Below are 25,839 nucleotides of genomic sequence, written 5' to 3'. Positions count from 1 at the left end.
TCTCTTTCTGCCCCATGACTGTCTTTCCAGTGCAGTTGATGTCTTGCTGAGGGCGGATCGCTGACTGCTGATGGCTCATGTTAAAGTCAGGCATGCTGAATCCTTATTCACCCTTCAGGCAGCCCATTTATGCCCGTCAGGGCATGGTTGCCACCTCTCAGCCTCTTGCTGCACAGGCCGGGCTGCACATCCTGCGAGAGGGGGGCAATGCCATTGATGCTGCTCTGGCAGTCGCCGCTGCCCTGACCGTTGTGGAGCCCACCAGCAATGGGATTGGAGGGGACGCTTTTGCCCTGGTCTGGACACAGGGCAAATTGCACGGCCTGAACGGCTCAGGACGGGCTCCTCGCCTGCTCTCCAGGGACGCTTTGCAGGGCATGGGCATTTCAGAGTTGCCCTCCAAGGGCTGGGTTCCGGTCACGGTTCCTGGTGCCCCCAGAGCCTGGGCTGACCTGCATGAACGCTTTGGTCGCCTTCCCTTTCATCAGGTGCTTGCTCCAGCGATTCATTACGCCAGATCAGGTTACCCCCTGAGCCCTGTGCTGGCCCACAACTGGCGCAGGGCCATTCGGGCTTATGCGGCGCAGTCAGGGGAGGAATTCCGAAGCTGGAGGGACACGTTCACTCCTGAAGGCTTTATTCCTCAGGCAGGTCAGGTCTGGCAGAGTGAAGCCCACGCCCGCACCCTGGAGGCCATTGCCCGCAGCCACAGCGAAGAGTTTTATTCTGGAGACCTTGCCAAACGGATGGACCACTTTGCCAAGGACACAGGGGGATTTTTGCGCCTTGAAGACCTCGCACTGCACAAGAGCCAGTGGGTGGAACCCATCTCGGTGGAGTACAAAGGGCATCAGGTGTGGGAGATTCCACCCAACGGTCAGGGGATTGTGGCTCTGGAGGCCCTGAACATCCTGAAAGGCTTTGACCTGCCCAGCAATCGGGAAGATCCTGAAGGGCTGCACCTGCAGATCGAGGCCATGAAACTGGCTTTTGCTGATGCTTTCAGGTTTGTGGGCGACATGGAGCACGTGGAGGTCCCGGTGCAGAACCTTCTCTCGGACGCCCATGCAGCAGAGCGCAGGAGCCTGATCTCCTCCACGGCAAGAATCCCCGAACCTGCAGATCCTGCTTCTCATGGAACGGTTTACCTCTGCACTGCAGACAGCGAGGGCAACATGGTCTCGTTCATTCAGAGCAACTACATGGGGTTCGGCAGTGGTGTGGTGGTGCCCAACACCGGAATTGCCCTGCACAATCGGGGCCACAACTTCAACCTGATCGCCGGGCATCCCAATGAACTGAAGCCCCGCAAACGGCCCTATCACACCATCATTCCGGGCTTCCTGACCCGGGACGGGATTCCTGTGGGTCCTTTTGGGGTGATGGGAGGGTTCATGCAGCCTCAGGGGCACCTGCAGATGGTCCTCAACACCATTGATCACCACATGAATCCCCAGGTGGCCCTGGATGCCCCCAGGTGGCAGTGGACTTCTGGCCTGAACGTCCAGCTTGAGGCCCACATGCCCCGCCATGTGGCCCAGGCTTTGCAGGACATGGGACATCAGGTCACTCTGGTTCCCGATTATTCTGCGTTCGGTCGCGGACAGATCATCTGGCGAGATCCCGAAACAGGTGTGTTTGTGGGCGGAAGTGACGGTCGCACCGATGGTCAGACTGTAGGATACTGAACGTGATCATTGCAGGCATCATCATTGGTTTGCTGGCAGGTGTGCTGGGTGCAATTCTGGGATTGGGCGGAGGGGTGGTGGTGGTTCCAGCCCTGGAATTCATTGCCCCCCATTTTGGACATGACCTGAAAATTCAGGAGGCGGTCGCGATCAGCCAGATTGGTGTGCTGGCCGTCGGAATCGCCTCCACTGCAGGGTACCTCAAGCGCAACCTGATTCAGCTCAGGACAGGGTACCTCCTGTCGCCCTATACCGTTGTTGGAGGGGCCGTCGGAAGCCTGCTGGGGCTTGTGCTTCCTGCAGCTTATGTGGCCCTGGTTTTTGCTGTCCTTCTGCTCTACAGTGCCTATACCCTGCTCAGGGGCATGAAGCGCATGGAGACAGGACGGGACAAAGCCAGTCCTTTTGTGGTTCCGGCCATGGGTTTCGCAGGCATCATGGCCGGCCTGCTGGGCATTGGAGGGGGCACGGTGCAGGTTCCCGTGATGAACCTGATGCTGGGCCTCCCCATCCGTGAAGCCATTGCCACCAGCACCTTCATCATGGGCATCACCGCCACCGGGAATGCTCTGGTTTATCAGGCCGCAGGACTGCTGGATGCCAGGGTTGCCTGTGCCATTGCCCTGGGCATTCTGGTGGGGGCCAGACTGGGGGCCAGTCTGCAGCAGCGCATTCCAGCACAGCAACTCAAACTCTTCTTTTCTGTGCTGTTGCTGTACACCGCCGGGAATCTGATTTTCAAGTATTGGCTGTAAATGGTGCAACATCTGTGGTGTGGTCAAGCCATGTCATCCTAAAAATTTCTACAATGAGAATTGAGAGGTCAAACATGCATCAATGGACACATGGCAGGCAAAGTCCCCAAAGACAGGGAGCTCAATTGGCACATACGATTCCCCGGAGACTCCCGCAGTTGCTGCGGGGTCTTTTGATGTCATTGCTGATGACAATGACCCTCTCTTTTTTTCCAGCACATGCTCAGGAGTACAGTCCCGAACATGTGCTGGGTTCTGGACAGCTTCTGACCATGGACATCAGCCGGTCTGGACGCTGGATGGCTTCAGGTGGCGGCCGTTACATCGTGGTTTATGATCTTTTGCACCATCAGGAAACCCTCAGATTTGACCCTGCCTCCCTGACTTATGATGTGAAATTCAGTCCTGATGCCAAAGTCCTGGCAGCTGGCACACAGCTCCCTGAGGTGCAACTCTGGAACCTGGAAACTGGCAAGCCCACGCTCAAATTGAAAGGGCACACCGATGCTGTTTATGCCCTGGCCTTCAGTCCTGATGGGAGGTGGCTGGCCTCAGGATCAGCAGACCAGAGTGTGCGGGTCTGGGATGCCACAACCGGGCAACTGGTGCATGTCCTTGCGGGACATGCCGGAGCCATTCAGGGCCTGCAGTTCAGTGCAAACAGCACTGAGCTTTACTCGGGTGGAAACGACAAAACCATCCGCATCTGGGACGTGAAAACTGGAAAAACCGTACACATTCTGCAGGGGCACACGGACAACATCAATGAACTGAGTCTGGAGGAGCATTCAGGTGTGTTGGCCTCCGCTTCTGGTGATCGAACCATTCGATTGTGGGATGTCAAAACCGGTCAGGTTCTGAAGGTTCTGACGGGGCACACCAATCGGGTGTTTGCCCTGAAATTCAGTCCGGATGGCAGATGGCTGGCTTCAGGAGGCCGGGACAACACGGTTCGGATCTGGGATCTGGAACAGGGCAAAGAAAAACACCTCTGGAGCAACCTGACTGGAGTGGTGACCACTGTGAGGTTTTCTGCAGATGGCAAACAGGTGTTTGCTGGATCTGATGACAGTTTCATTCGGGTCTGGAACATGGAAAATGGAGAAAAAGAGGCGACCCTCTCCAACCATACGGGTCACATCCGGGCTGTAGCCTTCAGTCCAGATGGAACCGTTCTGGCTTCGGGCCACCGTGAATCCAAGGTGATTTTGTGGAACACCAGAACAGGCGCAGTGCTCAACACCCTGGAAGGGCACACCCAGGCCATTTCAGCCCTCAATTTCAGTCCGGATGGTCAACAGCTTGCATCAGGTTCGTGGGATCAGACAGTGCGCCTGTGGGATGTGACAACCCGACGCACCATTGCAAGTTTTCAGCCCTCAAGGGAGGCAGTCCACAGCCTGACTTACAGTCCAGATGGAAAAATCCTCGCGGTTGGAACTGGAGAGGCAAGTGTTCAGTTGTGGGACACCCAGACAGCGCGTTTGATCAGGCTATTGGTGGGGCACACCAGTGGGATTTATGCATTGGATTTCTCTGGAGATGGCAAGTTTCTGGTTTCGGGCTCAGCAGACAAAACCATTCGCATCTGGGAGGTCCAAACAGGGAAGCTGCTGGGCACCCTGGAAGGACACACCAGCACTGTTCAGGCCATTGACCTTTCCAAAAACCAACGGTATCTGGCCACAGGAAGTGCAGATCAAACTGTGCGCCTCTGGAGTTTCCCGGATGGAAAGTTGCTCAAAACACTGCAGGGTCATACGGGTTTTGTGGCCTCTGTCCAATTTGCTTCAGGAGACCAGACCCTGATCACTGCATCGGGGGATCAGCGCATCCTCTTTTGGCGGACTGAAACCGGCCAGCTGATGTCCAGTCTGCTGGGCAACACAGACCGCATTTTTTCCATGCAGCTTTCTCAGGATGAAACCCAATTGGCCGCAGGCAGCGCAGATGGAACCCTGAGAACCTGGCTGAGCCCTCAGGTGACCAAGACCATCAAACCCGAAGTGACCATCCTGTCCCCTCTACGCAATGCTCAGGTGAACAGCCCAAGCATTGACCTCTGGTTGATGCTGAACCTCAAGGCTTCTGATGTTTCACTTCAGGTGACCATCAACGGCCAGAAAGTCGAGTCGAACACCCGAAGCATTGGTGTGAGCGCCAGCAATCCCAATGTGGTTCAACTGGATCTTCCACTCTCAAACACAGACAGCAGTGAGAACATAGAAATCTCTGTCATGGCCATGACAAAAGATGGGCAGGAGAGCTCACCTGCCACAGTGCTCTTGCAAAAACCTGTCAAAAAACAAACGGCACCTGCCGAGCGGGCAGCCCCAGAAAAGCCCAGTGGCAAATTGTTTTTTCTGGGCATTGGCGTCAACACCTATCAGTTCTTGCCTGCAGACCGCTTTCTGAAATATTCGGTAAAAGATGTTCAGGATCTGGCGAAAGAATTTGAAGCTCAACGCAGCAAATTCTATTATGACGTGGACACCACAGTGCTGATCAATGAAGAAGCGACCCTGGACCAGATCATTGATGCCATGGACCGCATCCGCAGAAGGGCCCGGCCAGAGGACACGGTGATCACCTTCTTCTCAGGTCATGGTGAAACCCAGGAAGGACGTTATTATGTGATCGCCCATGACACCAATCCACAGAGCCTCAGACGCACCGGCCTACCCCAGGATGAACTGGTGGCTTTCTATGGATCTGTCAACGCAAATGCCATCTTGATGCTCGACACCTGCCGGGCCGGAGGCATCAACGGGGTGCGCGCAGTCTCAGACAGCCGGGTGGACGGTCTGGTTCGTGCATTGCAGGTGAGTGAAGCCGCCATCCCTTCAACCCATTCCAGTGTTGATGTTAAAAAAGCCATTCTGGCAGCAACTGGTGGAGAATCTTTTGCTTATGAAGATGCCAGTTGGGGCAATGGCGCATTCACCAAAGCCATTCTGGAAGCCCTGCGTGGACAGCGCTCTGCCCTGAACCCAGAAGGCCAACTGAGTGTACTGGGGCTGGGTTCCTGGGTGGGATACCGTGTGAAACAACTCACAGGAGGGAAACAGATCCCCAACATTCAGATCCGCTCAAGCGACTGGACCATTGCCGCTCCCGATCAATAAACAAACCTCCAACACCTTCTTTCAAGATGGGCAGGTCAACCCGTGAACAAAAAAGACATTCTTCCTGACAAGTATTTCCCCATTGCTTACGGCATTGGCCTTGCCGTTTTGGTTGTTGGGGTTGTTTTCCCCCGATTCAGCCTGTACAGCACTTTCTACTTGATGCTTGTTCCCCTGGTTGCAGCACTGGTGGTTGCCATCCTGGCTTTCAGACGCAAAGATGGAGCCCTGGGCTGGGCAGCAACCCTTGCCCTCCTAGGGGTTGCTCTGGTCTTCAGCCTGAGTTTCTACCTGCCAGACCGCTGAATGGTAAAAAAAGACCCGGCAAACCGGGTCTTTTTTCAGTGGATCGAATTCAGAAGGTGGCCACAACCTGCAGGTTTGCGCTGCTGTCATACACCTTGATAAAAGTGGACTGCAGACTGGAATTGAAATAATACGCATTTACTTTAGAAGCGGCCAGAGCATCTGCACCAGCCTGATCGTTGTTGCCTGTGGTGAGGTTGCTCAGGGCCTGCCCGTTCACCGTGACCGACTGGGGATGGCCGGTGCTCAGCAGGGCCACAAAGAAGTAAGGCTCATTCGGGGTGTAGTTGTCATGGGTGCGGACCACATTCACGGTCTTCTGGTTGCCTGAACTCTGGGTGCTGCTCTCGGTCAGGCGGTAGGCCTGCTCGGTCTGGTACCCGGTGGTGAGGCCATCATCAAGGTACAGGTTGTAGGTGCGGTCAGGACCAGGGTAGATGCTCAGGGTGAGGGGGTTGATGTCCAGTTGCCCCACCCACTGCTCCACCTGACGGCTCGGGAGGATTGCTCCAGCACGCACGTAAATGGGCAGGATGTTCATGACCTGCTCCAGAGGGGCGTAATACTGGATGGTCTGTCCTCCTGCTGCAGGTGCTGGCAGGGGGTTTTCGTTGTTCTGGTAGGGGTACCAGTCCCATCCAGCAGGGAGATAAATGGGACGGGTCGGGCTGATGGGCGGATTTGCTGTTTCCGCCTGGAAGAGGATGGGGGCAATCAGCAGGTCCTGGCCCAAAAAGAACTGGTCATTCAGGTGGCTGTACACGTTCGGGTCCTGGGGGTCGGTCAGCAGCATGGCCCGTGCAATGGGCATGCCAGTCTGGGTGCATTCGTACATGGCGTCATAGAAGAGCTGCATCAAATGGTAACGCATCTCGATGTACTTGCGGCAGTTGGAGGGCACGGGCTCCCCATAGTTGTAGGGTTCCTGAAAACCCTTGGAGTAGCCATCGTAGTGGTTTCTGTACCAGGGCAGGAATGCACCGAGGGTCATCCAGCGGGTGTAGAGCTCATAATTGGTGATCTGGCCATAGGCACGACCATCGGTCACGTAAAAATCCCCTTCTGAAGCCGGTCCATTGGCAAATCCCCCAATGTCACAACCTGCAATCGGAATGCCAGAGAGGCCCATGTTGAGGACCTCTGGCACATTGATCTGCAGGAATTCCCAGCTGGATGCAGAGTCTCCGGTCCAGAGCCCGGCATACCGCTGGATTCCGGCGTACCCTCCCCGGGCGATGATGAAGTTGCGCATCTCAGGACGGATCTTTGCAAGGCCCTCAAAAGTGGCCTGACTGAGCAGCAGGGCATAGGCATTGTGCACTTTGGCACTGGGAATCTGCTCCCCGAAGGAAGTGACCATCAGGTCTCCAGGGAAGGTCTTGTAGGTTGCAGGGTTGTCCACTCCAGGAGAGAGGGCCGGGTCTGTCATGTCCTGCCAGACCATCTGCAATCCAATGTCAAAGAGGTTCTGGTACTGTTCGCCCCACCATTCCTGCACTTCTGGGCGACCGAAATCAGGGTAGTAACCATAGGACCCCAGCACATCACTGCCCGTATCAGGCTGCGCGGGATAGGGATTGATGCCAGTGTTGACCCCGTAGTTTTCATTCCCGACAAAGAGGTCACTGGTTGCAGGCTGTCCTGCCCGGGAATTGGTGATGAAGGTCCCCTCGGCCAGTCCACTTTCCAGCGCAGGATAGGGATCAGAGCCAGGGCCTGTGTTGCCATTTTCATCGTAGGGGTTGGCATCCACCAGAGCAGTGATGTTGGTGCTGCACTTGAAACCGATCAGAGACAGGTAAGAGAACATGGCCTGGGCATCTGGAAACTTCAGGTTGGAATGGGTGAAGGTGCGGTAGTTGTTCTGGAAATCCACATCAATGTGAATGCCATCACAGGGAATCTGGGCAGCACGATAAGCGTTGGCCACAGCCATCACATGGTATTGGTCGTAATAACCGTAACAACCCTGGTGATACCCAAACACATATTTGGGAGGCATCGGGGCCCTGCCCGTCAGCTGGGTGTATTGCTGCACGATGTCTGCGGCCACAGAGCCAGCCATGAAGTAGTAATTCAGGTCTCCGAACAGGGCACCAAAGTAATATTTACCGTACATGCTGGAGTAATCGCTGGCCCCGATGTTGATGTAGGACTGGGACACATTGTCAAAGAAAATCCCGTAAGCATAAGGATTCCCCTGAAAGGCACCTGTGGGATTGGGATTCACTTCAATGAGCAGGGGCACCGAGTTGTACAGGGCTTCACTGGGATTGAGGGGTCCCTGCTGCTCCCCCTCAGGAAGGGGGCTGGTGGCGTAAGTGAAGTTGTCGAAGTTGAAGAAGGTCATGGTGAATTCGTTTTTGGCAAGCTGGTTTCCAGCTTTCTCTCCAAACCCAAAGTACTGGGCGTTGGCAGGATACACCTTGAAGTTCGCCACACATTCCCCGGTGTACACGAGGTTGTAACTGGAGGTGTCCTGATGGATCAGTTGACCCTGGCGGTAAACGGCAAGGGCATAAGTGCTTTTCTGAACCACCACCTCGATCACACCCGTCTGAATGACGATCTGTGAGCCGTTGTCCTGGATGTTCAGGCTGGATGGGTCAAAACCGAAGTCGGTGTTCACCACGGCGTAGGAATTGTCCGTGCTGTAATCGGCTGCACTGTTGAACCTCACCCTGAAGAGGGTGGGCGAATAAAAATACAGCACGGGTCCAGGGCCATGGGCCATCACCAGTTGAACGGTGTTCCCTTTCTGCTGGTAGGTGCTCACGGCTCCGAGTTGTTGCCACTGCCCCAGGTTCGGGGTGAACTGGTCCACGGTCACAAAAGGATAACTGTTGTCCTGGGCGTCCTGGCTGGACTGGGTGACCTGCTCCATCTGTCTGTTCAGCAACTGGGTCATGGGATGCTCCATAGGTGGACGTCCTGACCAACCTCAACATGTGAGGGTCAGGAGGGAAGGCAAGCCTGCGGTCTGTCTTGCAGGCTTAAGCATGGGCGTGTTTTGAAATGGACTTCTGACCAGGGGACATGGATGCTTGCACATCCCCCGGAATCAAAGTTCAACCTGTGATCAGGCAGATTACTTGCGGATCTGGGCTTTCTGTTGCAGCAACCAGCTGAAATCCCCCGTCAGGGGAACGCCATACAGGGGGTTGGTGCTGCTCAGGGCCTGTTTGGGATCGTAAGCAATGGCGACCCCTGCACTGGAGTGACAGCCTGTGCAGCTTTCGGTGCCATAGATCTGCTGGGTTTCGCTCTGGGGGAAACCCTCAATCTGGTGCCACGCGGCCTGGTTGCCCGCCTGGAAGTAGGTTTCCATGGTGATGTTGGTCAGGTAGGTGGGGGTCACCATGCCGCCTGCCTTGTTGGTGACGCTGTTTGGGAAAATTCCGGCATCAAAAGGCACTGTGGGTGTGGGGGGTGCAGCAGGATCGGTGGGCCACTGGGTGTCAATCAGCTGGTAGTACTGAAAAACGTTGCCAGGGACAAGTTTGGCCAGAGCAGCCTGCACCTCTCTGTTGAGCTGCTGCTTGTCGGTGGGAATGGGAATCATGCGGAAAGCCTGGGTGGGCTGATAGGTGAGGGTGGGGTCCCAGCTGTTGTAGTACTGCCCACTGGGGATGGGTTGACCGGGAATCACTGCATTTTGTGGAGGCTCCACATTGACAGGCAGAATCTGGTTGTTCGGATTGTAGAAAGAGGGCATCAGGCGTTGCCCCTTGTACATCAGGGGGGGCACCTCCAGATTGTCCACATGCTCAAAGGTGGCCCAGATCCACTGTCTGGCGTACTGGGTTTTGGCAGAGATGTGGAAACCCACCAGTCCCAGCAACACATTGTTTTTCACCAGGGGCTTGCTGAACTGTGAGGGATCATTGATGGAGATGTCCCCTGTGGTGGTGAAGTAACGGGAGGGATCATCGGTGTTGGGGTCCAGCATTCTCCAGGCGGCTTTCACTTCAATGGCCCCGATGTCCCCGTTGTAGACCCCTGCAGGGAAGGAGATGGTGTTGCCCTTGTTCACGAACTCCACCTGTCCCTGCACGTAGTACAGGTTGTTGCCCACCACATAATCCACTTCTCTGGGGCTCATGCGAATCTCGTAGGTCACCCAGTTGCCGTTCTTGTCCACCAGGGGTCCTGTGAAGGCCTGCAAGGCTTCTTCAATCTCATCTGGAAGGGTGTTTCCGGTATTGACCACCGCATGTGAGTTCTTGCCATTCTTGATGGCGCTCAGGAGCGGCGGCTGACCATTTGCAGTGAACACCTGATAATCGTGCTTCCAGCTTTCCCAGACCACCCCATTGGGGCTGCTCTGACCGATCTTCAGGCTGCTGTCGGGTTGACCATTGGGCAAAGCAGGCCAGTTGAGACCCACAAAAGCCTGCCAGGCAAAAATGTCAAACATGCGCTGGGCCTGATCGAACTGCTGCTTCTGGTTGAAGGCATCAAGCTGTTTAACATTGATGTCTCCTGGAATCTGCGAGGTGAAGGGCAGAGGGTAGGGCTGCAAAGCTTCGGGCCTCGCTGTTTGAAGTGATGTCAGAAACACAAAGGCCACGCTGCCACCGGCCAGGGCCAGGGTGGCTCTCATCCAGGTTTTCATGGGTTCCCCCTTCTGGTGCAAAACTGCCTGAATGACCCCTCAGGGTCACCTTCAATGAAAATCCGTCCAAAGGCACAAGTTTTGAGAACAGGGTTGAAGATGCAAGCGCAACGCAGCACGCTCACAAGAACGCAAGACCCTTGCAGATTAACCTCTGCAGCCTGAAAATCACATGGGGCGATTGTGTGAGCACCTCTAGGGGATTTCCCTGTAGGTGGCTGCTTGTGAATCTGACAATGCCGGAGTGAGCCGAAGAACAAATCCCTTCAGGACCTGTCCCAAAAGCAAAACCCCTCCTGTTTGCAAGAGGGGTTGAGCTGGAAAAAGTTCAATTCAGAAAATCAGCGATGGAAAATGCTGTCAGGCTGGCGATCACCTGATCGGCCTGAGACAGCACTGCAGGGTCTCCCACGCCCACTGCGTACATGCCTGCAGCTTTGATGGACTGCACTCCGGCCACAGCGTCTTCCACCCCGATGCACTCTTCTGGTTTGACACCCAGCCTTTCTGCAGCGGTCAGGAAGATTTCGGGGTCAGGTTTGCCTCTGGCGATCTTTGATGCATCCACGATGTAATCAAATTTGTCGGTGATGCCCAGACTGGTGAGCACGGTCAGCGCATTGCGGCTCACAGAGGCCAGACCGATCTTCAGGCCTGCCTGACGCACGCTGTCGAGGGCTTCCACTGCTCCGGGGAGCAGGTCTGCCGGGCTCATGGTGGAAATCAACTCCTGATAATGGGCATTTTTCTGGGTGGCCAGGGCCACTTTTTCTTCTTCTGTGTAGGTGGCACTCCCCTGGGCCAGAATCAGGTTCAGAGAGCCCATGCGGTCCACCCCTTTGAGGCGCTCATTGAACACCTCATCGAAAGGCACCCCCACCTGTTCTGCCAGTTTTTTCCAGGCCAGGTAGTGGTAATGGGCGGTGTCGGTGATGACGCCATCGAGGTCAAAGATCACTGCTTTGTAAGTCATGCTTCTTCTCCTTGCAGAATCATGGTGCTCTTCTCACCCTGCCCGAGAACCACTTCCCGTCCAGCGTGCTGGATGCTGAGTTCTGTGCCTTTCAGAAGGGTGTACTCCACCCGGTCCTTCTCGACATGGACCTGCAAAAGCTGTCCCTGAACGTGAATCTTGAATTGGTAATGGCTCCACTTCTCAGGGAGGTAAGGGTTGAAGTGCATTTTGCCACCATAGGATCGCATTCCTGCAAACCCGTAGACCACGCCCATCCACGTACCAGCCATTGCAGCGGTGTGCACCCCGTGCTGCGTGTTGCCGTGCTGGTTGTCGAGGTCCATGCGGGCGGTATCCATGAAGTAGTCGTAGGCCTTCTGGTGGTACCCGACTTCATTGGCCACAATGCTGAAGATGCAGCTTGAGAGGGATGAATCGTGGGTGGTGATGGGTTCGTAGTAGTCGTAGTCCTTTTTCTTCTCTTCCAGGGTGTACTGGTCTCCGAGCAGCATCAGGGCCAGGACCACATCGGCCTGCTTGCACACCTGATAACGGTAGATCACCAGGGGGTGATAGTGCAGCAGCAGGGGGTAATTTTCTTTCGGGGTGTTCTCGAAGTCCCAGACTGCTTTGGACAAAAAGGTGTCATCCTGCGGATGAATGCCCAGCTTTTCATCTTTGGGCAGGTACATGTGTTCTGCAGCATGTTGCCATGCTTCAGGCTCCTGGGGATCAAGCTGCACTGCCTGAGCAATGCGCTGGTAATCTTCAGGGTAAGCTTCCTGCAATTTTCGGGCCACCTGACTGGCAAAAGCCAGGTGCATCTTTGCCATGGCGTTGGTGTAGTGGTTGTTGTTGACAAGTGCAGTGTACTCATCGGGTCCGGTGACCTCATTGATGCAGAACTGGCCTCCCTTGTGGTCGATGTAACTCCCGATGCCCATCCACAGACGGGCGGTTTCCATCACCACTTCTGCACCCCCTTCCAGCAGGAAGGAATCATCCCCGGTCACTTCGGTGTACAGTTTCACCGAATAGGCCACGTCTGCGTTGATGTGGTACTGGGCAGTTCCGGCAGGAAAGTAGGCCGAGCATTCCTCCCCTGCAATGGTGCGCCAGGGGTAGAGGGCCCCTCTGACATGGGACATCTGGCGGGCACGCTCTCGGGCAGCATCCAGGCCACGGTAGCGGTACTCCAGCAGTTTGCGGGCAATGTCGGGTTTGGTGTAAAGCATCACGGGGAAAATGTAGATTTCGGTGTCCCAGAAATAATGCCCTTCGTAGCCTTCTCCAGTGACCCCTTTGGCGGCAATGTTGGTTTTGCCATCTCTGCCCACACTCTGCAGCAGGTGGTACTGGTTGAAGTGAATGCCCTGCTGGAGGGCGTCATCCCCCTGGATTTCCACATCGGCTTCGTTCCAGAAGGCTTGCAGGTAGGCTTGCTGGGCAGACTCCAGGGCGTCAAAACCCGCCTGCTTTGCGCTGGCGAGGGTCTCACGGGCCAGGCCCAGCAGTTCGGATTCCGGGAAATCTCTGGAGGTGAAGTAGGCTCCAAATTTCTGCAGGCGCACGGTCTCCCCTTCTGACACAGAAATGTTGAAGAGGTGTTCGGAGCGCTCGTTTTCGCGCTGCAGGGTGCTGGAGTGCTTCTGGGCCGTCAGGTCATGGTCGATGGCACTGACCAGCAGAAATCCACTGTTGCGGGTGCGGTGGACCAGTGCAGAGAGATCTCCGACCTGCACCACTTCCTGCAGGATCAGGGAGGGGGCGCTTACGTGGGAGCCCACGCGGGGGTCATCTCCGGCCTCCATGTGGCGCACTTCACCGTCCACGCTGGATTTCAGCAGGACCTGGCCCGAGAAATTGACAGCCGTGAGTTCCAGATCCAGTGCGAAGAGGTTTTTCTGCTCAAAGGACACCAGCCGCCTGAAAGTCACTTTGACCCTGTGCCCTTTTGGTGAGGTCCAGTCAACAGTGCGGCGCAAGACCCCTTCCCGGAAGTCCAGTGCACGTTCATAGCTGTGCACTTCACCTTTCAGGAGGTCAAAGGGTTCGTCCTCAATCCAGATCTGCACCCTTTTGGCATTGGGCACGTTGAGCATGAACTGGTTGCGCTTTGCCAGTCCGTAAGCGGTTTCCGGGTAATGGATGGGCTCCACATCAAAAAAGCCGTTTAAAAAGGTGCCATCCCTGGAGGTTCCTGCAGGCCCGAAGTAACCTTCTTCGAAAGTGGCCCGCTGTCCGATGTATCCATTGCCCAGGGCAAAGAGCGTTTCAGCAAGCTGGTTCTGTGCAGGATCGAACTGCTGTTCGGTGATCCTCCAGGCCTCCAGCGGAAAGGTGTGTGGGGTTGAATTGTGCATGGTTCTCCTCCCTGTTTCGAGCAGGCATGATCCTGCCTCGAGTACATCCTGGTGCCATTATATGGAGCTTTTTAAACCGGGTATGTCTGTGTGAACGGGGACCAGAATGTTGCGTAAAACCCAGCAGATGTCTAGACGAATCACCTGGACTGATCCCATCAGAAATGCGCCACCCTGGACCGTCTGAACCCTGGAAATCAGCTTAGGCTGGAACAGCATGGGCTTTCGTATGATTTCTCTCGCTGAAGACCACCCCCCAGACCCTGGAAATTGCAAGTTGTTGCTGGCATTCCCATCATCAATCCTTTAACGTGTAGAGCGCAATGAGCCTACTTTTCAATTGGGATGATCTCGCTTACGTCACCACCGACCTGCCCGGCACCGGAGGGCGCATCCGTGCAGAAATCGCTGACTTTCAGGTGGATGAGGTTCCCGCCTATCCCTTCTCTGGAGAGGGTGAGTTCGTGTACCTCCACATCGAAAAGATCGGCCAGAACAGCAATCATGTGGTCAAAATGCTGGGCGAGGCCCTCGGGGTGCGCTTTGACAAGGTGGGGGTCGCTGGGCTCAAGGACCGGCATGCCATCACCACCCAGTGGATCAGCCTGCCCGCCCGGTACGAAAGCCAGCTTGCAACCCTGGACCTGCCCGGAGTGCGCATTCTGGAAACCACACGCCACAACAACAAACTGGGCATCGGGCACCTGAAGGGGAACCAGTTTTCTGTGCGGGTGCGGGACGCAGATGCCAGCAAAGTCCCTGCGATCCTGGAGGCCCTGAAACCCATCGGGATTCCCAATTACTTTGGACCTCAACGATTTGGCCTGCAGGGCAAAAATGCCGAGATGGGCCGTGACATTGCCCGCAGAAATTTCAAAGGCAAAGCCAGCACTCCAGTGCGGCGCTTCCTGATCAGCAGCCTGCAATCTTTGGTGTTCAACGGCTTTCTGTCCAGACGCATTGAACGTGGGATCTACGACAGCCTGATTCTGGGCGACATGGCCAAGAAGCACGACACAGGCGGGGTTTTCCTGGTGGAAACCGTGGACGAGGCCCCCAGAGCAAAACGTGGGGAAGTCTCTGCCACCGGAACCCTGCTGGGCCGCAAAATCAAACCTCTGACGCTGGATGCTGGGTTGCTGGAACAGGAAGTGCTTGCCGAACTTGAACTCAGCATGGACGACTTCCGCTCCAGACTCGGAGACCGCCGGATCACAAGACTGTTTACAGACATCTCCTTCGAACCCACCGAAGATGGATACTGGCTGAGGTTCTTCCTGCCCAAGGGGGCTTTTGCCACCAGTGTGCTGCGCGAGGTCATGAAGGTCAGCGTGGACACCAGTGAGGAGGAAGATGGAGAAAACACTGATTCAGGCGTATCTGAATAGTCCCTACACCTACAACAGCACACGGTTGCATCTGGGTGAATCACGCTCAGAGTTGTCTGTGGTTTTTCCTGAACGCTGGGCGATGGTGACCGCCTTCAACCCCGAAAGCAGACAGCTGACCCCAGAAGAAAACCAGGAGCGGCACGCAGCCCTGGAAGTCGCCGTGCGGCAACTCGGGCATCCGGTGGACCACTATGTGGCTGGCGAAGGTGAATGGGAGGAGCCAGGTTGTTTCATCCGGGGCATTTCTCTGGCCGAGGCAGTTCAACTGGGCAGGGATTTTCAACAGAATGCAGTGCTTTTTGGGGTGGGTTCCAGGGTGGCTCTGGTCTGGGTTGATCCTGTGATCGCAGTGCGGATGTGGTGGACACAGCACCTGGTGTAGAGCGACCAGCCGTCAGTGTTCAGCCATCAGCAAAAGATTTTTTGATGCTTTCGCAGCAGGGCACAGAAAGGGCTGAACTGTGCTGGGGGCAAGACTTTATTGTGTCTGGCTGAGGTCAAAGCATCCTGATGCTTTTGAGCTCACAGCTGATGGCTGACCGCTTTCTGGAGTGACACCGACCCAACAGCGCCTTTGCTCTCACCCCACCTGCTTGCAAAGGTCTCTTGTGGATCGCTGAAAATCCCGATAAACTGAGCCCTTATCGGTCTGCCCATGTGGGGACCTCTCAAATGGCCCTTCTGTTTTCCTTCTTGCTTCTCACCCCATCACACCAGCAGGTGAGAAGAGACGCCCATGCCGCACACAGGTGATAAACGTTGATCGACAATCTGGAGAGACTGATCCGTGAGGGAGCCACCCCCGAACGCATCCTGCTCAGCACACAGGTGGGTCCCGAGACCCTGGCCCGTTACGCCATTGGTCTGGCCAATGCCCGGGGGGGCCTGCTGATTGTGGGGGCAGCAGGAGGCCAACTGGAGGACGCCTCCGACATCCACCCCCTGCAGATCACCCATGCGATTTTTGAACTGTCCAGTGGGAAACTCAGCGTCAATGCTCACCACCAGCAGGCTTTTGGGGCCTCGGTGATGGTGGTTTATGTTCCTCAGGCCCCTTACCTGCTGGCCTCCAGAGATGGAGAGGTGCTGGCCTGGGATGGCCTGAAGCTCTCCCCCATTGAGGGCCTGTGGGACCGCAGCCCTCAGGCGCAACCTGATTTCACAGCCACGGTTCCACCCATGAGCAGCCTCTCTGACATCGATCCTCTGGAAGTGGGCCGCCTGAGGCGGGGTCTGCAGGGACGCGCTTCTGGTCTGGGTCAGCTTGCAGACATGGATTTCCTGCGGGAATTGAACCTGCTGGTGGACGTGGAGGGCACCCTCAAACCCAACCTGGCAGGCATCCTGATGGCCGGAACCCCCCAGGCCCTGAGAAGGCACATTCCCCAGGCAGAAATCAGTTATTACCACCATGCCAGAGGGGATGTCGAGTTTTCCTTCCGTGAAGACCTGCTGCAACCCCTCCCTGCAATGGTGGAGCGCCTGAGGGACCTCATCCAGCTGCGTAACAGCTTTTCTCCTCTGCAGGTGGGGCTTTTCCGCATTGAGGTGTGGGACTTTGACGAAGTGGTGTACCGCGAGGCGATCCTCAATGCCCTGATGCACCGGGATTACCAGCTCAGGGACACCGTGCACATCCACCACTACCCAGACCGTCTGGAAATCTCCAATCCCGGCGGACTGCCTGGAGGCATCACTGCTGAGAACATCCTGCGCCACCAGCCAAAGCGTCGAAATCCCATCCTTGCAGAGGCCCTTGCCAAACTGGGTTATGTTGAGCGTGCCGGGGTGGGGGTGGACAAGATGTACCAGTTGTTGCTCAGGCATGGCAAAGAACCCCCTGAATTCACAAGTTATAAAGATGCGGTGACCCTGAGCATCCACAATCCTGGGTTTGATGCCGAGTTTGTGAAATTTGTGGCCCGAAAACAGGAAGAGATGCAGACTTTCAGCCTGGACATGCTGATCGTGTTGAGCTACCTGAACCGCATGGGTGAGGGAAACCGCACAGATCTGGCCCTTGCGCTGCAGCTCCCCGAAGACCGCATCGTGCGCCTCCTGCATCTGATGGAGGAAAAAGACCTGATCGTTCGCACAGGAAGAGGCAAAGCGAGTCTGTATGAGCTCGCCAGAGCCTCCAGAAGCCTCCTGGGTGGCTCAAGGCCAGCAGATCCACCCCAACAGCAGGGGGCTTCCTCTTCCAGACCTCCAAAGCCATCTACAGTCTCTGTGGTGCGGGGCTACATCAACAATCCAGAACTTGAACTGTTGGTCGTGCAACAGGCGTCCCAGCCTGCTGGAACAGCCAATGCAGAACTCCGGGAGATGCTGGGACTGGATGTCCAGCAAACCTCTCGCCTGCTCAGGCATCTGGTCAAAAAGGGTAGCCTCAGAAAACAGGGAACTTCACCCCGCAAAACCCGGTATTATGCCTGATGGTTCCTCATGTCCACTTCTGGCACTGGAAAACTGCGGCGACGGTATTACATCACCACCCTGACTCTGGTGGTGATGCTCAGCTTCAGTCCCAGTGTGACCTGGTGGGTTTCCCGTTACTTTGAAAACCTCAAACAGGAAGCTCTGGACCAGACCCCAGCCAGGGTTTCTGGCCTTCCAGAAGCACCTGCAGGACGCCCGAGACCCGATGTTCTGCAAGCCCATGTGGTCGATTTACAGCTTTTCGAGGCCAACCTGAACCAACTGCAGATCACCGGTGAACGCAAAATCAAACTGCTGGAGTCCCACTGGCAACTGTTTCTGGTGGCCAGACGCACACTCGGCAAAGCCAAAACTTCAGCCCTTGTGAAGTTGCTGTCAAGAGAAATTGGCAATCAGGATGTCACCGCAGGTCGGCGCAGTGTCTTCAACAGTCCAGAAGTGGCGCTGGAACAGGCAATGAACTGGCTGAACTTTCTGCATGCCGTTCAAAACCGGGGATTTCACACCCATCAGGACCTGTACACTTTCCTGGAAGAACAGGCTCCCCTCAGGCTGGCAACAGAGCAAATATTAAGGTACAGGGTGAGTATTGTGAGGGCAGCCAGATCTTTTCACTTTCCTCCTGCTGCCCTTGCAGGATTGGTGGACAATGAACTTTCTGGAACAGACAGTGCTTATGGACTGGCAGGAAAATTGCGGGATTTCACAGATGTGATTGCCCTGCGCAATGCCCAGCTTTACGGCAGCAGTGGGGTCACTGGAAACCTCTCCAAAACCGTTGGCATTGCCCAGATGTCCTGGGAGGACAGCCTCCTTCAGGAGGAAAGGTTCAGGGCTTTCAAAGTGTCCCGATTTCGTTTTCCACAGAATGAGGCCCAGGCACGGACCCTGCTGTTAAAGCCCGACCAGAACCTGCTTTTCACAGCCTCACGCTTGCGGGGTTATTTGAATGCAGCACTGGGTTTCTCCTCGCTCGACACCCAAATTGTAACGAACGCAGAGGTGTATTTTCTGGCAGGAGCCTGGCACAATTCACCTGAAAAAGCCCAGCTGGGATACACCTGGGGTTACGCCTGGAACGCATTTTTCAAGTCCTGTCTGTACGAATTTTTATTCGAACGTGTGTCATAATCTTAAGACTCGGATGTGAGAACTTGCCGAAATGGTGTGAAAAACTCCATAATTTGTAACAGTGTGTTAAGATCAAGTTAAAGAAATCCCCGGAGGTAGTGTGCAAAATTTCCTCAATCAGCTGTGGTCGCGGAAGAATGCGATTGGACTCGAGATCGGTGCCAGCGCCATCAAAATCGTCGAGCTGAACCCAGGGTCTCCGCCTGACCTGCTCAAGGCAGTCAGCACCCCGACCCCCAGTGGGACGATGCAAGATGGTCAGGTTTTCGAGCCCAAAGCTCTCGCAGAAGAAATCCGCCGCTTGACTCGTGAACACGAGATCAAGACCAGGCAGGTGATCACCACCATCCCCAACCAGGCCGCCGTCACCCGCAACATCTTTGTGCCAGTCATGGACCGCCGGGAACTCGATGAATCCATCAAATGGGAAGCTGAACGTTATCTCCCCTACGCCGTTGACGATGTCGTGCTCGATTACGACCTGCTGGACAACCCCAAAGATGTCCAGAACGACACCGGCCAGATGGAGATTGTGATTGCAGCTGCGCCCAAGGACATCATCTACCGTTATGTCGAAGTGCTGAAACTCGCTGGTCTGGAGCCAGTGGCCATCGATGTGAAACCCTTCGCCGCCCTCAGGGCCCTCAGGGGCAGCCTGATGGGCAGCCACCTCAGCAAGAGCACCCTGACCGGAGGCACCTACTCCGAGCAGGGCGAAGTTGCTGTGATGCTCGACATCGGGGCATCAAGCACCGTGATCGCACTGGTGCGTGGTGACCGACTTCTGATGACCCGCAACATCTCCATCGCAGCGGATGACTTCACGACCGCAGTTCAGAAGGCGTTCCAGCTGGATTTTTACTCTGCAGAGAACGTCAAACTGCAATACGGGGCAGCCACACTTCCCACAGAAGACAACGAAGATCTGCTGGACATCGACACCAGCAGTGACACGTACTCCAGTGCCAAGGTCTATGATGCCATTCGACCTGTTCTGGCAGACCTGCTGACCGAAATCCGGCGCAGCCTGGAGTTTTACCGGGTGCAAGCCGGGGACATCGTGATTGACCGGGTGTGCCTCTCTGGAGGTGGCGCAAAACTGGTGGGTCTGTCCCAGGCCATCAGCGATACCCTGGGTCTGTATGTGGAAGTGGGCAATCCCTGGATGGTCACCAACACCAAAATCGCCAAAATTGATCCCGCCTACCTGAAAGAGTTCGGTCCCGAATTCGCTGTTGCACTGGGCCTGGCGGTTCGAGGGGTGAAGGGCATTGATTAAGATCAACCTGCTTCCAAAGGAACTGGTGGTCCACAGAGAAACCAACCTCTGGACTGTGGCTGCCGTTGTGGTTCCTGTGCTGGCACTGGGCGTGGTGGCCACCATGCACATCCTGCGCGTCAATGAGTACAATCGCCTTTCAGAAGAAGTTCAGGTCATGCAGGCCGATCTGGAAGCCCGCAAAGCCGACATCGCCGAGCAGGATGCTCTGGACCGCAAAAAAGCAGAGCTGAATGTGTACACCCAGATCAAGTCCAGCCTGCTGAGCCTGTCCAGCGACTGGCGGGGAGACATTGAACGGTTCGTGAGCCAGATTCCAACAGGTTCCAGCAATCCCACCATTTCTCTGAATACGCTGGGTGTGAGCATGCCTACAGCTGAGGGTCCTGTCGGAGATGGTCGCCCGGCCAGCAAGGTCATGACCATTCAGGGGACAGCCAAGAGCAATCAGGCACTCATTGACTTCGTGAAAGCCTTCGAGGACAGCCAGGACTTTGCCATTCAATTCCAGGATGCCAGCAAACAGCAGGACACCTCGAACTACAACTTCACGGTCAACGTCAACCTGATCAAGGCCAGCACCACGGAAAACCCCGCAGAGCCCGCTGCCGGAACAGAGACACCTGCCACCACCCAGGGGACCAATCCATGAAACTCAAACAGCGTGATATCGCATTGATTTCCTTTGCAGCAACACTGCTGGTGATCTTGCTCTGGTATTTCATGATGTATCAACCCAAGGGGGATGAGATCGCCAGCAAACAGCTGGAAAAAGACAGCCTGCAAACCCAGCTGGATCGGGCAAGAGCTGCAGCAGCCCGACTGCCCCAGTTGAGGCTGGAAGTGGCCCAGCTTGAAGAAGAAAAACAGGCTTTCTTGCAGCAACTCCCTGAGACCCTGCAATTCGGCAATTTCTTGCAAGACCTGCGTCAAATTGTCGTGGATTCAGGCAGCACCCTGACCCGCATTTCTCCTGTTCAGGGCACCCAGGGCAATCTCCCCAATGGTGTCGTTCCCATGAATGTCACCATGACCCTGGACACCACCTTCCCGGGCCTGCTGTCTGTGGTGTCTGCCATCCAGAGCCTGCAGCGCTTCTCCACCATCAACAGCATCAACCTGAGTGTTGACCAGCCTTCCACCACCACCAACAGCAATCCCTCCATCGATGCCACACTGGTGATCACCGTCTACACCTTTGATGTCAACAAAGCCCTTCAGCAGAACACTCCTCCTCCAGCCGATGGAAACGCCGCACCTCAGGGAGGAAACGCATCATGACCGGACCCGCCAAGAAATCAACGTCTTCTGGGCCCCTGTTGTGGGTCATCGTGGGCTTGCTGGCCGTTGCAGGAGGCGGTGCCTGGTACCTGACCCGGCCTGCACCTGATGAACCACCACCACCACCACCCATCACCAACAATGGTGGCCCCGTCCAGACAGGCAAACCTCTGGTGGTGAAAGAATTGCCTTTCCTGACCACCAGCAACCGTCAGGTCAATGTCGACATTGAAACCGGAGCCATTGCTTCACAGGGTCCTGCCAATCGCACATCGAACCCGTTCATTCAGGTGAATGTGCCCGTCACCCAGGGACCGGCCACCATCGACACCACCACCACAGTCCCCCAGGAAACTGTGGAACCTCCCACGTATGTTCCACCCACCAATCCCAACCCACCCATCAATATTGGGAATGGTCCAGTGGTGGTGGACAACACCACCCCACTTCCCCCTGTTCGGTCTTCCACGGGCAACACCGAGACCATCCCTCCCAAAGTCTTGCCCTCTGACCTCGGAAACAACACCTTCCCTGGCACAGGAAACAACCCAACATCAACCACCAAACCACCCAAGGCACCTGCCTTGCCTTCTCCCAGCGTGGTCCAGCCTGGCACCAGCAGCAACACCTTCTCGGTGCCTGAGCAGCAGACCACGGTGATTTCTGCGCCCACACCCATCCTGATTTCTTCACTGGTTCTTCCCCAGCCCAAAGCCAGCAACCCACAAGGAACCGAGCCGCCTGCTCCACGCAGCGAATTGCTCAATGTTTCAGAGGAACTGCAACTGGCCTTCAGTTCTGTGGTGATCGGTCCCAACAGCACTGCCGTTTTCAACAGCAAGAACGGTTACCTGATGGCAGCAGCAGGACAGAAACTGGCAGGCACGGACATCGTGGTGAAGTCGATTTCTCAACAACAAGTCACATTGCAGCTCGGAGAAGAAACCCTTGAGCTGAATCTGGATAGGCGGTGAGTGATGTTAAAACGTAATCTCCTGGTTTTAAGTCTGCTGGCAGGTGTGGCCTTTGCGGCCCCTGTACTACCCACTGAAACGCGCTTTGATGCTCCCGTGACCGTGCAAACAGGAACAGGGATCAACAATCTGGTTGCACTGTTGCAGGCTCTGGGCAACTCTGTGGGCCTGACGGTGGTCACAGATGGTGTTCCGGCAGACAAAACCATCAGCTACAACATTGCCAACAAGCCCTTCCGGGAAGTCTGGGATCTGCTCATCAAGCTGAATGACCTGGATTATGAGATCATTGGCAATGACATTGTGGTGGTTGGAACCAAAGCTGTGGTGGACAAATTCCGCCCTGCCCCCGTGGTTGAGCCTCCTGTGGTTACGGCTCCCGCGCCTGATCCTGTGGTGCGCCAGTTTTACACCATCAAATCCGATCCAGCGGCAGTGCTGGCTTTCCTGCAGGCTGAAGCAAAAAATGTGACCGTGACCCGTTTTGGGAACAGCAATCTGATTGCCATTTCTGGCACGGCAAGTCAACAGCAGGAAGTGGCCAACCTGCTGCAGGTGGTTGACGTTCCTCCTGCCACCACAGACACGCCAACAACCACCCAGCCTGTTGCTGAGCCCACAGTGCGGCGCTTTTATGCCACCAACCTCCCAGCAGATGAGATTGCTGCTTTCCTGAAAGCAGAAGTGCCTGGCGCGGTGATCAACCGTGTGGGTCAAACCCGCACCCTTTCCATCACCGCCACCGCCAAGCAGCAAGATGAGATTGCAGCCCTGCTGACCACGGTTGATCCCACCCCAGCAGCCCAGGTCCAGCCTGTGCCTCCGGCCCCAGAACCCACTGTTCGCACCTTTTACACTGCGAACATGGCACCAGAGGATGTCATTGCTTTCCTGAAAGCTGAAGTGCCCACTGCAGTGGTGAACCGTGTGGGTCAAACCCGCACCCTTTCCATCAATGCCACAGCGGCCCAGCAAAAAGAAATTGCCAACCTGCTGGCCACGGTTGATCCCGCTCCAGCTCCACCAGCTGTGGTCGAACCCACCAACCAGACCCCACCTGAGCCCACCGTGCGCCGCTTCTACACCACCAACCTTGATCCAGTGGAAGTCATCACCTTCCTGAAGTCAGAAGTGCCTGGTGCAGTGATCAACCGTGTGGGAAGCACCCGTACCCTCTCCATCACCGCCACCGCCAAGCAGCAAGAAGAGATCACAGGTCTGCTGTCCAGTGTGGACATTGCACCCGAGCAACCTGCTCCTGTGGTGCGCATTCAGCAGATCTTCCGCCTGTCCAATGCCAAGGCAGATGACCTGAGGGCTGTTCTCACCCAGACCTTCGCAACAGGAAGCAACAGTGGCACCAGTTCCACAGGTACAGGTGCGTCTGGCGACAACACCTCTGGTGGCACCAGCATCACCCTGGTGACCAACCCCAACCCCAGCACCAGCACCACCCCTCAGGATGTCAGCACCCAGGCTCCTGAAATCATCGCTGATGTTCGCACCAACTCGCTGATTGTGCGCGGCACCCAGACCCAACTGAACCAGATATCTGAAGCCATTGCTGCCCTCGACAAGCGCGTGCCTCAGGTCAATGTGCAGGTGCGCATCCAGGAAATCACCCGCTCTGCTGCCAACAGCCTGGGTCTGAACTGGAATGCTCCCTTCGGCAACTTCTCCACCCTTACCTTCGGCAGCGGTGGCGTGAAGTCCGTGTTCAACGCCGCCAGCAGCCTGGTGGGCTTCAACCTTGGTGCCACCCTCGACGCCATGGAGAAACAGGGCTTGCTGAAGCGTGTGGACGATGGCAGCCTGACCTTGCAAAGTGGTCAGGCTGAACCTGCTGCCATGAAGTCTGGGGGAACCCTGATTGTCAGCATCGTTGGCGACGGCACCCAGAAGATTGAACGCACCCTGGATTACGGGGTCAACGTCAACATCAGCAACCTGCAGGTGTCCAATGATGGCACCATCACCATGAAGGTGAATGCCAGCGTCAAGGGCTTTGCTTCACAGCCCACCGACCCCACCCTGCTGAACCTGACCAACAATGAAGCTGCCACTGTGCTGTCCTTCAAGTCAGGTTCCACGGTTCTCCTGGGCGGTCTGCTGAGCACCAGTCGCAATGAAACCACCCAGGGTGTGCCCATCCTGTCCAGCATTCCACTGATCGGTGGCCTCTTCAAGTCCACCACTGTGGAGGACAAGGAAACCCAGCTGATGCTGGTGATCACCGCCAACACCATCGAGTAACCCTCACATCTGAGAAGTGCACGAACCTGCCGCCTGTGCGGCAGGTTTTTTGTTTAGAAGCCTGAAAGGCCAGGCAGACTTTGCATGTTAAGCTGCATAGCATGAAGTTCTTAACCGCAGGCGAATCTCACGGTCCACAGCTGACCACCATCATTGAAGGGTTGCCTTCACAGATTCCTTTGACCGCTGATGACATCAACCCCTGGCTGGCCAAACGGCAGGGTGGCTATGGCCGTGGACGCCGCATGCAGATTGAAACCGATCAGGTGCAGTTCATGTCGGGTGTGCGGGCAGGTCGCACCACCGGAGCACCCCTGACCATGGTGGTGGAGAACAAGGACCACCGCAACTGGACCGAGATCATGAGCCCGGAACCGGGGAATGAACCCCGCAAGAAAGCCCTGACCCGTGCACGACCCGGGCATGCAGACCTTGCTGGAGGCATCAAATACCGCCACAAGGACCTGCGGGACGTGCTGGAGCGGGCCAGTGCCCGTGAAACCACCATGCGGGTGGCTGTGGGCGCAGTTGCCCTGAAGATGCTGTCTGAACTGGACATCACCGGGGTGAATTACGTCTCCAGCCTGTGCGACATCGATTGCAATGTGCCTTTCAGCTGGGATCTGCTGGATGCCATTGAGGGATCACTGGTGCGTTGCCCTGATCCTGAAGCTTCCCAGAAGATGGTGGAGCGCATTGACCAGGCCAAAAAAGATGGAGACACCCTGGGGGGCATTCTGGAGGTGCGCTTCCGCAACCTGCCCATTGGCCTGGGTTCGCATGTGCACTGGGACCGCAAGCTGGATGGCCGCATTGCGCAGGCCGTCATGAGTGTTCAGGCGGTCAAAGGGGTCGAAGTGGGGTATGGCTTCCGGGGCACCCGCATGCCGGGTTCACAGGTGCATGACGCCATCTACCGTGAGGATGGCAAGGGGTATTACCGCCTGACCAACGGCGCAGGAGGTCTTGAGGGAGGCATGACCGATGGTGAAGACCTCGTGGTGCGCATCGCCCTGAAACCCATCGCCACCCTGATGTCTCCCCTGCCCTCCATTGATGTGGTGACCAGACAGCCTGCAGATGCTGCACTGGAGCGTTCCGACACCACTGCCGTGCCTGCAGCAGGGGTGATCATGCAGTGCGTGATCGGTCTTGTCCTGGCAGAGGCCATTCTGGAAAAGTTCGGTGGGGACACCCTGCCTGAAATTCAGGAACGGGTTGCCGAATACCGACAGTTTGTCACCGAATACTGAAATGCGGCTCAGGTTCCAGCAGAAAGCCTGA

The 25,839-nt window shown here is 56.0% G+C and carries 18 protein-coding genes; 14 read left to right on the top strand and 4 right to left on the bottom strand.

What is annotated here, in order from left to right; translation table 11 throughout:
• The first annotated feature begins 92 nt into the window (after positions 1-92).
• The 4 genes from ggt to DC3_RS21725 all read left to right on the top strand — a co-directional run bounded on the left by ggt (position 93) and on the right by DC3_RS21725 (position 5,874).
• Positions 93-1,688 (top strand): gamma-glutamyltransferase, encoded by a 1,596-nt coding sequence (gene ggt / locus DC3_RS21740; protein WP_186816181.1) that lies wholly within the window; start codon positions 93-95, stop codon positions 1,686-1,688.
• A gap of 2 nt (positions 1,689-1,690) precedes the next feature.
• Positions 1,691-2,443 (top strand): sulfite exporter TauE/SafE family protein, encoded by a 753-nt coding sequence (locus DC3_RS21735; RefSeq protein ID WP_146888148.1) that lies wholly within the window; start codon positions 1,691-1,693, stop codon positions 2,441-2,443.
• A 194-nt stretch (positions 2,444-2,637) separates the two neighbouring features.
• Positions 2,638-5,568 (top strand): WD40 domain-containing protein, encoded by a 2,931-nt coding sequence (locus tag DC3_RS21730; protein WP_186816180.1) that lies wholly within the window; start codon positions 2,638-2,640, stop codon positions 5,566-5,568.
• A gap of 42 nt (positions 5,569-5,610) precedes the next feature.
• Positions 5,611-5,874 carry a hypothetical protein gene (locus tag DC3_RS21725; RefSeq protein ID WP_146888146.1) on the top strand — a complete coding sequence of 88 codons (264 nt, stop codon included), beginning with the start codon at positions 5,611-5,613 and terminating at the stop codon, positions 5,872-5,874.
• A 49-nt stretch (positions 5,875-5,923) separates the two neighbouring features.
• Here the strand turns inward: DC3_RS21725 and DC3_RS21720 are convergent, their stop codons facing one another.
• The 4 genes from DC3_RS21720 to DC3_RS21705 form a co-directional block, all read right to left on the bottom strand.
• The gene (locus DC3_RS21720; RefSeq protein ID WP_222594812.1) at positions 5,924-8,782 is read right to left on the bottom strand and encodes a glycoside hydrolase family 31 protein; all 2,859 of its coding nucleotides are present in this window, start codon (positions 8,780-8,782) and stop codon (positions 5,924-5,926) included.
• A 180-nt stretch (positions 8,783-8,962) separates the two neighbouring features.
• Entirely contained in the window at positions 8,963-10,489 is a 1,527-nt protein-coding gene (locus DC3_RS21715) for a hypothetical protein (protein WP_146888145.1), read from the bottom strand.
• A 328-nt stretch (positions 10,490-10,817) separates the two neighbouring features.
• A complete protein-coding gene (gene pgmB / locus DC3_RS21710) occupies positions 10,818-11,462 on the bottom strand; it encodes a beta-phosphoglucomutase (protein WP_146888144.1) in 645 nt (214 codons plus the stop codon).
• A complete protein-coding gene (locus tag DC3_RS21705; protein WP_146888143.1) occupies positions 11,459-13,807 on the bottom strand; it encodes a glycoside hydrolase family 65 protein in 2,349 nt (782 codons plus the stop codon). The genes pgmB and DC3_RS21705 overlap by 4 nt, the downstream gene beginning before the upstream one ends.
• Positions 13,808-14,130: 323 nt before the next feature.
• Here DC3_RS21705 and truD point away from each other — a divergent pair, with 323 nt between their 5' ends.
• From truD to aroC, 10 genes are all read left to right on the top strand, one after another.
• A complete protein-coding gene (truD, locus tag DC3_RS21700; protein WP_146888141.1) occupies positions 14,131-15,195 on the top strand; it encodes a tRNA pseudouridine(13) synthase TruD in 1,065 nt (354 codons plus the stop codon).
• Positions 15,161-15,580 (top strand): DUF3293 domain-containing protein, encoded by a 420-nt coding sequence (locus DC3_RS21695; protein ID WP_146888139.1) that lies wholly within the window; start codon positions 15,161-15,163, stop codon positions 15,578-15,580. Before truD ends, DC3_RS21695 begins: the two co-directional genes overlap by 35 nt.
• A gap of 377 nt (positions 15,581-15,957) precedes the next feature.
• Positions 15,958-17,634 (top strand): ATP-binding protein, encoded by a 1,677-nt coding sequence (locus DC3_RS21690; protein WP_307724754.1) that lies wholly within the window; start codon positions 15,958-15,960, stop codon positions 17,632-17,634.
• A gap of 9 nt (positions 17,635-17,643) precedes the next feature.
• The gene (locus DC3_RS21685) at positions 17,644-18,768 is read left to right on the top strand and encodes a hypothetical protein (RefSeq protein ID WP_146888137.1); all 1,125 of its coding nucleotides are present in this window, start codon (positions 17,644-17,646) and stop codon (positions 18,766-18,768) included.
• Positions 18,769-18,868: 100 nt separating this feature from the next.
• Entirely contained in the window at positions 18,869-20,047 is a 1,179-nt protein-coding gene (gene pilM, locus DC3_RS21680; RefSeq protein WP_146888135.1) for a type IV pilus assembly protein PilM, read from the top strand.
• Complete coding sequence (locus DC3_RS21675) at positions 20,040-20,699, top strand: hypothetical protein (RefSeq protein ID WP_146888134.1); 660 nt, start codon at positions 20,040-20,042, stop codon at positions 20,697-20,699. Before pilM ends, DC3_RS21675 begins: the two co-directional genes overlap by 8 nt.
• The gene (locus DC3_RS21670; protein WP_146888132.1) at positions 20,696-21,328 is read left to right on the top strand and encodes a type IV pilus inner membrane component PilO; all 633 of its coding nucleotides are present in this window, start codon (positions 20,696-20,698) and stop codon (positions 21,326-21,328) included. The genes DC3_RS21675 and DC3_RS21670 overlap by 4 nt, the downstream gene beginning before the upstream one ends.
• Complete coding sequence (locus tag DC3_RS21665) at positions 21,325-22,302, top strand: hypothetical protein (protein WP_146888131.1); 978 nt, start codon at positions 21,325-21,327, stop codon at positions 22,300-22,302. The genes DC3_RS21670 and DC3_RS21665 overlap by 4 nt, the downstream gene beginning before the upstream one ends.
• Positions 22,303-22,305: 3 nt before the next feature.
• Positions 22,306-24,555: a secretin N-terminal domain-containing protein gene (locus DC3_RS21660; RefSeq protein WP_146888129.1), complete on the top strand. Its 2,250-nt coding sequence runs from the start codon at positions 22,306-22,308 to the stop codon at positions 24,553-24,555.
• Positions 24,556-24,656: 101 nt separating this feature from the next.
• Positions 24,657-25,808: a chorismate synthase gene (gene aroC, locus DC3_RS21655; protein ID WP_146888127.1), complete on the top strand. Its 1,152-nt coding sequence runs from the start codon at positions 24,657-24,659 to the stop codon at positions 25,806-25,808.
• Positions 25,809-25,839: the final 31 nt, after the last annotated feature.

The organism is Deinococcus cellulosilyticus NBRC 106333 = KACC 11606, from assembly GCF_007990775.1.
Taxonomy (GTDB): Bacteria; Deinococcota; Deinococci; order Deinococcales; family Deinococcaceae; genus Deinococcus_C; species Deinococcus_C cellulosilyticus.
Note: the sequence above shows the minus strand (reverse complement) of the source record. Positions and strands in the feature narration are given on the sequence as shown.

What these genes read in the sequence shown, in the direction of transcription:
- DC3_RS21670 (WP_146888132.1), top strand. Translation starts at nt 20,696, where the DNA reads ATGAAACTCAAACAGCGTGATATCGCATTGATTTCCTTTGCAGCAACA.
- DC3_RS21660 (WP_146888129.1), top strand. Translation starts at nt 22,306, where the DNA reads ATGTTAAAACGTAATCTCCTGGTTTTAAGTCTGCTGGCAGGTGTGGCC.
- DC3_RS21685 (WP_146888137.1), top strand. Translation starts at nt 17,644, where the DNA reads ATGTCCACTTCTGGCACTGGAAAACTGCGGCGACGGTATTACATCACC.
- DC3_RS21715 (WP_146888145.1), bottom strand. Translation starts at nt 10,489, where the DNA reads ATGAAAACCTGGATGAGAGCCACCCTGGCCCTGGCCGGTGGCAGCGTG.
- DC3_RS21695 (WP_146888139.1), top strand. Translation starts at nt 15,161, where the DNA reads ATGGAGAAAACACTGATTCAGGCGTATCTGAATAGTCCCTACACCTAC.
- pgmB (WP_146888144.1), bottom strand. Translation starts at nt 11,462, where the DNA reads ATGACTTACAAAGCAGTGATCTTTGACCTCGATGGCGTCATCACCGAC.
- ggt (WP_186816181.1), top strand. Translation starts at nt 93, where the DNA reads ATGCTGAATCCTTATTCACCCTTCAGGCAGCCCATTTATGCCCGTCAG.
- DC3_RS21665 (WP_146888131.1), top strand. Translation starts at nt 21,325, where the DNA reads ATGACCGGACCCGCCAAGAAATCAACGTCTTCTGGGCCCCTGTTGTGG.
- DC3_RS21705 (WP_146888143.1), bottom strand. Translation starts at nt 13,807, where the DNA reads ATGCACAATTCAACCCCACACACCTTTCCGCTGGAGGCCTGGAGGATC.
- aroC (WP_146888127.1), top strand. Translation starts at nt 24,657, where the DNA reads ATGAAGTTCTTAACCGCAGGCGAATCTCACGGTCCACAGCTGACCACC.
- truD (WP_146888141.1), top strand. Translation starts at nt 14,131, where the DNA reads ATGAGCCTACTTTTCAATTGGGATGATCTCGCTTACGTCACCACCGAC.
- DC3_RS21720 (WP_222594812.1), bottom strand. Translation starts at nt 8,782, where the DNA reads ATGACCCAGTTGCTGAACAGACAGATGGAGCAGGTCACCCAGTCCAGC.
- DC3_RS21730 (WP_186816180.1), top strand. Translation starts at nt 2,638, where the DNA reads ATGACCCTCTCTTTTTTTCCAGCACATGCTCAGGAGTACAGTCCCGAA.